This window comes from Palaeococcus sp. (in: euryarchaeotes), from assembly GCF_053987695.1.
Window position 1 is genome coordinate 1 of record NZ_JBMXHE010000003.1, and the last position, 6,904, is coordinate 6,904.

A 6,904-nucleotide genomic window follows, 5' to 3' on the forward strand; every position below is an offset into this window, starting at 1 on the left:
TAAAGGAAGATCAAGGCTTATATCCATCTGCAATCTTCCTGAACTCGACATAATCCGTAACAATGCGTCTGCCGTCGAGAGTCTCAAAATAAACCTTCTTTATTTTAACATTCTTGAGGGATTTGTATTTCATCTGGGGCGGGTCATATGAGCCCGGCTCCACAATACTATCTTCTACAATGTATGTTTTCAGATCGGGTTCTCCTACATATTTCCAAACTTCAAAAAAGACCTGTGGATCCAGGTGGACTTCTCCTTCTATCTCCAGATAGTCTGCGCCAGTTTCTTCCAAAAACTCTTTTATTGCCTCGAAGTTCATAGAAACCACCATAGAAGTATATGGAACCCAATAGTTAAATACCTATCGCTTGAAATAGGTAAAGTGAGGGGGCTGATATGGGCGAGAAAAAAGTTAAAGTTTTTGTTGATGCTCAAGCTTACCGTGCGATTGAGAAGGGAGCCATGATTGTATTCAAAAAGGGTGTGATCAGAACGGAAGGGGATGTAAAGCCGGGAGATATTGTTGAAGTGTACTCGAGAAGCGGCAGGTTTCTGGGGAAGGGCTTTGCAAATCCAAATTCGAATATTATGGTGCGTTTTCTCACAAAGGAGAGAGATGTTGAGATAGGAAAAGAGCTTTTCAAAGAGCGGGTGAGAGCGGCTAACAATTACAGGAAGAAGATTTTAGGGTATGGAAATGCCTACAGGATGGTATATGGGGAAGCCGACTATCTCCCGGGCCTTATAGTCGACCGCTTTAACGATATAGCATCACTCCAGATTTCAAGTATCGGTATGGAGCGTTTTAAGATGGACGTTGCCGAGGCTATAATGGAAGCCGAGCCCGGGATAGAAACGGTTTTTGAGAAAAATACCGGGAGAGCAAGGAGGAGAGAAGGTTTACCTGAAATAGAACGTGTTTTGCTCGGGAAGGAGAAATACAGGACAATAATCCAAGAGGGAAAGGCTAGGTTTATCGTGGATATGAGGGGGCAGAAGACCGGCTTTTTCCTGGATCAAAGGGAGAACAGAATAGCCCTCGAGAAGTACATAAGAGGAGGGGAGAAGGTTCTCGACGTCTTCACGTATACAGGGGGATTTGCAATACATGCCGCGGTTTCCGGTGCTGACAGGGTTGTGGCAGTGGATAATTCGCCCAAGGCAATAAAACAGGCAAAGGAGAATGCAAAACTCAACGGTGTTGAAGATAGGATGGAGTTTATAATCGGGTCGGCATTTGAGGTTATGGAAAATCTCCAGAAGAAGGGAGAAAAGTTTGATGTCGTGGTGGTTGATCCTCCTGCCTTTGTTCAGCATGAAAAGGATTTAAAGAAGGGATTGAGGGCTTATTTCAATGTGAACTATCAGGCCATGAAGCTCCTCAAAGATGGAGGAATTCTCGTTACCGCTTCATGCTCCCAGCATGTTGATATGCAGCTGTTTAAAAACATGATTATAGCTGCTTCAGCAAAGGCAGGAAAGTTCTTAAAGATGCTTGAGCCCTATAGAACGCAGGCCCCGGATCACCCAATTTTAATGGCTTCAAAGGATACTGAGTATCTAAAGTGTCTCTTCCTCTATGCCGAAAACCTGAGGTGAGAGGATGGATATCCTCGTGAGAGAGGTGCTTTTTCATGAGTTCAAGCACAGACTCGATGAATATAACAGAGAGAAGTTCACCAAATTAATTAGAAAGACTCCCTTAATTCAGCTTGCTTTCGCCTCATTTGTATTTTTATTCTTCTCGATAATCTTTTTGAGAGCTGAACGACTTTTAGGAGGTGGAACAATAGTTTTTTCGTCCATAGCCGCCTCCCTCCTGGTTTTTATAATCATAATCTCCATGCTGCTCTCCATAGAATTTCTCCACTCCTTGGGTAAAGTCGGGGCTCTGAGGCTTCTGCTTAGTCTTCCCATAAATGTTCGATTCCTTCCTTTCAAAACATGGCTTAAATACTACTCTCCTCCCCTCTTCTTCATGATGCTTCCCTTTTGCTGGAAGGCATTGACATACTCATGGAAGGTTCTCGTTTTCATGTTCTTATGGACTCTCGTCTCAATACTTTTTGGTTACGGAATAGGAAGCATTTTTGCATTTTTTACATTTAAAATCCAAAAAAAGGGCTTGATCTGGAACGTCCTGCGGCTTCTCGGGTTTTCCCTCGCGGGTCTCTTCATGATGCTCTTCATATTCTACGGGATACTCTTCCCAAGCGCCTTCCAGAAACTTACCATGCTCAACCTGCAGCCCTATCTTCCTCCGGTAGTTCAGAGTCTTAGCATATACCATGCTATAGAAGGTTCTCCCCAGCTGAAGCCCCTCCTCACGTACATGCTTCTCTCTCTATCGGTTTTTGTTTTGGGGAACACCCTTGTGGAGAGAAGTCTTGTGGAGGGAGTGTATACCTCTCTATCCAGGAACGAATTTAAAGGAATGGAGCTTAATCCGCTGGTGGCTCTGTTCCTGAAGGATCTGAAGCTCAGCCTTAGAAGAACTTCTTCCCTCTTCATCATGCTCCTTCCCCTGGTGTTTTTGATCCCCATGATATTCCTCCAGAAGAGCGATTTATCAACCTGGACGCTCATAATAGGAAGCACTGCCCTTTTAGAGTCCTTAAATTCCCAGATACTCCTTATCGAGGAGTACAAAAGTGGATGGTTTCTGTTCTCCCTGCCATTGAAAGTTAAGGATTTCAGGAACGCAAAGGCATTTGCCGTGAGCTTCCTCTACATTCCCTCGGCGGTCGTGGGGCTTGCGGTGGCCCTCTATAATAAAGCCGATGGGCTCCCCTTCCTCCTCATCTTTGGAATCCTATCAAACCTCCTGATGGCAAAGTTTATAATCTTCTGGCTTACGAGAAGCCTAAAAGATGAATATACCATCATGCCGGCCTATCTCACGATGAGCGACAACTTAATAATCTTCGGATTTGCGGCACTTCTCGTGAACCTCCCTGCCGCTCTCATAAGGCTCACATATAGCTTCTTCGGGAATCTCATGGGGTATGCCTTCCTGATGTTCGAGCTTCTTCTTATAGTTATCCTCTATCTTGAAAAGTAGCCGCTCTGCCCGTGCTTTTCATCATCCAGCGCCGGTTCAGAGGAGGTGCACTCTCTTCATCGCGGCTCAATAAAGTTAGTTGCTTGAAATATAAATAGTTAGAGTTAATAACATTTGGAGCAGTTCTTCAATTATGTCCCTCAGAATTTTAACCTTTGAATACCATGACCCTCGTCTTAATCTAGCTTTTGAAGAGGCACTTGCAAGAGCGAGAGCCGGGGATCTGATTCCGGATACCCTCAGGATATGGATCAACAATAATGCTCTAGTTTTAGGGTATTTCAGGGAAGCCCGTGAGGACATAAATATGCTGAAGGCAAAAAAAGAGGAATTTCCCATAATAAGACGATTTACAGGAGGTGGCACGGTTTATCATGATAAAGGCTGCATAAACTACACCATCACTCTCAAAAGGAATGTCAGGTTCCCCATCTCCTACCTCTATGGCATCCTCCTGAAAGGAACCATTGAGGCTTTAAAAATATTCGGGGTAAACCCCGAGCTCAGAAATACAAGCGATGTCGTTCTCGGGGAGAGGAAAATCTCGGGGACTGCAGGGAGCATAAAATGGGGGGTTCTCTTCCTTCACGGTTCAATCTTAATAAATGCAGACTTAAAAAAGCTCACATCCCTCCTCAGGGTACCCGAAGAGATTAAGCCTTCCGTAGACCCTGTTAAGTACCGGGTTGCAAATCTCTCGGAATTTATCGATGTCAATCAGAAGGATGTCATCGAATCCATAATCCATGGCTATTCAAAGATTCTATCCTGTGGATATTACATTGATAAACCCACAAAAGAAGAGAAGAAACTTGCCAGATTGCTCTATCGTGAGAAATATTCAAAAAACGGGTGGAACCTTGAGAGACCGCCAAAAATCAACAGAAAAGAGCTCGAAGATAAGGTAAGAGAACTTCTGGGCTGATCCTCAAAGCTCCGAATTACCCTCAAAAAATCCCCTTTCAGCTGCAATCTTCAGGGTTTTTCTGTAATCTATGACTCTCGGCCCATTTCTCGTAACTCTAGCCGTTATTGTGCCCGCCATCTCAGCTTCCCTCTCCCCATCAAGCGCGAAGAGGGAGGGGGACGTTTTTACCTCAATCTCCTCCCCGAGCTGCAGCTCCCTGAAATCCCTTATCCCAACTTTCTTAAAAACACCCGGGGCTATAGGGGCCTTTATAACCCTCCCTTCCCCAAGTTTCAAGTAGAGCCCTACGTCGTCATCCTCCGAGATTTCCCTCAGAACTCCTGCTATGGCACTCAACCCAATGTTGGAGGGGGAGCATCTGCTCACGATGAGCTCCCTCAAATACTCCGGTTTCCACACCGCCTTCGAGCCCACAAAGGAATGGAGGGTCGCAGCCGCATCTATAAGCGCTATGTCCCTCAAAGAGCCATCCTCAAAGAGCTCAACCCTCTTAGCTTTATATGTGCCCTCCCCAACCTTCACAATGCCGGTGGCTATTGCCGCAATGGCCTCACCCGCTATGGTGGCTTCTATCATGTAGGGAAAAACATTGTTGGTTCCCGTCGATATGGGCATTATGGGAGTGTCATCACAGGCTTTTGCGACAATCCTGTTGGTTCCATCCCCTCCTATGACCACTATAACATCCACCCTATCCTTCATTGCCATGGTGGCGTTATAGGTATCCCTCCAGTCTCCAAGAATTCTCATGGAGAGCATTTTAACCTCCATTTTCAAATGCTCCCCTATAGCATTGACCGCACCCGGGACTATTCCAAATGTCTCAGGCATCGCTATTACCTTCTTAACTCCAAGATCTTGCAGCACCAGCAAAAGCCTTTCAACTATGCTGACCTTCTCCATGTTATCGAAAACACTCGCATGGGCAACAAGCCTTCTTATGTCCCTTCCAGATTCTGGATTTGCTATTATGCCAACTGTAGCTTTCATCTCTTTCCTCTCCTGACATAGAGAGTTATGAATGCCACTGCTATCAGCATCTCATTTGTTTTATCGCCAAATTCTTTGAGAGCTATCCCGGGGCCTTTTAATCCCCCTCCAACAATCCTGACAGTCTTTTCACATTGTATGGGAATGGCTTCTCTAATCTTCTCAACATCGACGCTCTGCGGGTAGGGTACTCCTATTATAACCTCCGCTTTCACATCCCTCTCAAAATCAAGCTCGAAGAGCTCCAGAAGACCGACCGTGCAGACCCTGGTTATTGCATCCTTAACAGCTTTAACAGAGGCTTTTGTGGGGTTCTGTCCATGCTGATCAACCCCCATCCCTATTTCTATGAGATAGCGCTTCCATTCATTCATCTTCGAGCACCTTTTCCGGGTTTTCTATGTAATGTTTTAGGCGTTGCAGGAATCTTGCCGCTGGAGCTCCATCTATCGCTCTATGATCAAAGCTCAAAGAGAGCATCATCACATGCGCCTTTTCGAGTTTCCCATCCCTTACCACAGGCTTCTCGGCAATTCTATTCACTCCCAGTATTGCAATTTGAGGGGGATTTATTATTGGTGTGAAGGATTCAACGCCGAACATTCCAAGATTCGTGAGGGTGAACGTCCCACCCACGAAATCCTTTTCCTTTAGCATTCCCTTCTTTGCCCTATCAACTATGTCTTTATAATCCTCCAGAAGCTCTGGGAGACTCTTCTCATCAACCTTTCTTATGACAGGAGTTATCAAGCCTATGGGGCTGTCAACAGCGACATTGATGTTCACGTCCTCGTAAATGACTATCCTATCCCCTTCCATCGTGGCATTGATTTCAATGAAATCTCTAATAGCTTTTGCAATACACTTCAGCATTAAAACAGTATAAGATGGCTTCTTCCCGAGCATTTCAGCCAGAGATTCTCTCATCCTCATAAGGTTATCCATCTCGACCTCCATGTTTATGGTTACGTGAACAGCTTCTCTGTAGCTTTTGGAGAGTCTGTCCGCTATAACTTTCCTAATTCCGAAGATTTTAACCTCCTCTTTCACTTTCGGGTAGAAGTGCTCCTTTATATATCTTTCAAGATCCTCGAGAGTAACCTTTCCATTTGGTCCAGAACCCTTAATCTTCGAGAGATCAACATCATACTGCTCTGCAATCAACCTAACCTCTTCTTCGCTCATAAAATCACTCTTCTGTTTCAATTATTGCGATGGGTTCTCCCACGGGAACTTCATCCCCTACATCATGAAGAACTTCCACAAGGGTACCCGATGCTGGAGCCTCAACTTCCCCTGTTATCTTCTCGGATTCCACAACGGCAATGATCTCCCCCTTTTCTACCCTAGCACCTGCTTTTTTCTTCCACTCCACTATGGCACCCTTTTTCATTGTCATACCAAACTTTGGCATAATTACATTTACTTTTACCATGATATTACCCCCATAAATCAATATTTCATAGGTTACATATCCTATATAACGCTTGCGAAATACGTATATACTAGATTTTACAAACAACATCACGATTAAGTCTATTTTGATAGAGTCATTCTGTTTTAATCAAAACCATGTGGAGGAAAAAATATGCCTGTGGAGGAGATTTCGAAGGAGGAACTTTTGTGGATGTATGAAACGATGGTAAGAATTAGAGTACATGAAGAGAGAGTTGCAGAGCTCTTTGCTCAGGGAAAAATACCCGGATTTGTCCATCTGTATGTAGGAGAAGAAGCAGTTGCCGTTGGCGTAATGGCAAACTTGAGGAAAGATGACTACATAACCAGCACTCACAGAGGGCACGGACATTATATTTCAAAAGGTGGAGATATTAAAGCCTCGATGGCCGAGCTCTTTGGTAAGAAAACAGGAAGCGGGAAAGGAAAAGGAGGTTCAATGCATATAGCTGACCTTGACGTTGGTGAGC

9 protein-coding genes are annotated in these 6,904 nt (G+C 44.7%); 4 read left to right on the forward strand and 5 right to left on the reverse strand.

Annotated features, from left to right (window positions below; translation table 11 throughout):
- Positions 1-10: 10 nt before the first annotated feature.
- Entirely contained in the window at positions 11-319 is a 309-nt protein-coding gene (locus tag ACXJGZ_RS00305) for a DUF5748 family protein (protein ID WP_456326259.1), read from the reverse strand.
- 77 nt (positions 320-396) lie between these two features.
- Between ACXJGZ_RS00305 and ACXJGZ_RS00310 the strand changes: the two genes are divergently transcribed.
- From ACXJGZ_RS00310 to ACXJGZ_RS00320, 3 genes are all read left to right on the forward strand, one after another.
- Positions 397-1,599 (forward strand): class I SAM-dependent rRNA methyltransferase, encoded by a 1,203-nt coding sequence (locus ACXJGZ_RS00310; RefSeq protein WP_456397719.1) that lies wholly within the window; start codon positions 397-399, stop codon positions 1,597-1,599.
- A 4-nt stretch (positions 1,600-1,603) separates the two neighbouring features.
- Positions 1,604-3,061: a permease-like membrane multi-spanning protein gene (locus ACXJGZ_RS00315; protein WP_456397721.1), complete on the forward strand. Its 1,458-nt coding sequence runs from the start codon at positions 1,604-1,606 to the stop codon at positions 3,059-3,061.
- A 133-nt stretch (positions 3,062-3,194) separates the two neighbouring features.
- Positions 3,195-3,986, forward strand: coding sequence for a lipoate--protein ligase family protein (locus ACXJGZ_RS00320; RefSeq protein WP_456397723.1), 792 nt, complete (start codon positions 3,195-3,197; stop codon positions 3,984-3,986).
- A 3-nt stretch (positions 3,987-3,989) separates the two neighbouring features.
- Here the strand turns inward: ACXJGZ_RS00320 and ACXJGZ_RS00325 are convergent, their stop codons facing one another.
- From ACXJGZ_RS00325 to ACXJGZ_RS00340, 4 genes are read right to left on the reverse strand one after another with little or no spacing between them, the layout of a single operon-like run.
- On the reverse strand, positions 3,990-4,979 hold the full coding sequence (locus ACXJGZ_RS00325) for an NAD(+)/NADH kinase (RefSeq protein WP_456397725.1): 990 nt from the start codon (positions 4,977-4,979) through the stop codon (positions 3,990-3,992).
- Entirely contained in the window at positions 4,976-5,353 is a 378-nt protein-coding gene (locus ACXJGZ_RS00330) for a Lin0512 family protein (RefSeq protein WP_456397727.1), read from the reverse strand. The genes ACXJGZ_RS00325 and ACXJGZ_RS00330 overlap by 4 nt, the downstream gene beginning before the upstream one ends.
- On the reverse strand, positions 5,346-6,164 hold the full coding sequence (locus ACXJGZ_RS00335; RefSeq protein ID WP_456326249.1) for a dihydrolipoamide acetyltransferase family protein: 819 nt from the start codon (positions 6,162-6,164) through the stop codon (positions 5,346-5,348). Before ACXJGZ_RS00335 ends, ACXJGZ_RS00330 begins: the two co-directional genes overlap by 8 nt.
- Before the next feature lie 4 nt (positions 6,165-6,168).
- Positions 6,169-6,414 (reverse strand): biotin/lipoyl-containing protein, encoded by a 246-nt coding sequence (locus tag ACXJGZ_RS00340; protein ID WP_456321927.1) that lies wholly within the window; start codon positions 6,412-6,414, stop codon positions 6,169-6,171.
- A 153-nt stretch (positions 6,415-6,567) separates the two neighbouring features.
- Between ACXJGZ_RS00340 and ACXJGZ_RS00345 the strand changes: the two genes are divergently transcribed.
- The coding region (locus ACXJGZ_RS00345; protein ID WP_456397730.1) for a thiamine pyrophosphate-dependent enzyme at positions 6,568-6,904 on the forward strand (337 nt) is incomplete at its 3' end.

What these genes read in the sequence shown, in the direction of transcription:
- ACXJGZ_RS00305 (WP_456326259.1), bottom strand. Translation starts at nt 319, where the DNA reads ATGAACTTCGAGGCAATAAAAGAGTTTTTGGAAGAAACTGGCGCAGAC.
- ACXJGZ_RS00310 (WP_456397719.1), top strand. Translation starts at nt 397, where the DNA reads ATGGGCGAGAAAAAAGTTAAAGTTTTTGTTGATGCTCAAGCTTACCGT.
- ACXJGZ_RS00315 (WP_456397721.1), top strand. Translation starts at nt 1,604, where the DNA reads ATGGATATCCTCGTGAGAGAGGTGCTTTTTCATGAGTTCAAGCACAGA.
- ACXJGZ_RS00320 (WP_456397723.1), top strand. Translation starts at nt 3,195, where the DNA reads ATGTCCCTCAGAATTTTAACCTTTGAATACCATGACCCTCGTCTTAAT.
- ACXJGZ_RS00325 (WP_456397725.1), bottom strand. Translation starts at nt 4,979, where the DNA reads ATGAAAGCTACAGTTGGCATAATAGCAAATCCAGAATCTGGAAGGGAC.
- ACXJGZ_RS00330 (WP_456397727.1), bottom strand. Translation starts at nt 5,353, where the DNA reads ATGAATGAATGGAAGCGCTATCTCATAGAAATAGGGATGGGGGTTGAT.
- ACXJGZ_RS00335 (WP_456326249.1), bottom strand. Translation starts at nt 6,164, where the DNA reads ATGAGCGAAGAAGAGGTTAGGTTGATTGCAGAGCAGTATGATGTTGAT.
- ACXJGZ_RS00340 (WP_456321927.1), bottom strand. Translation starts at nt 6,414, where the DNA reads ATGGTAAAAGTAAATGTAATTATGCCAAAGTTTGGTATGACAATGAAA.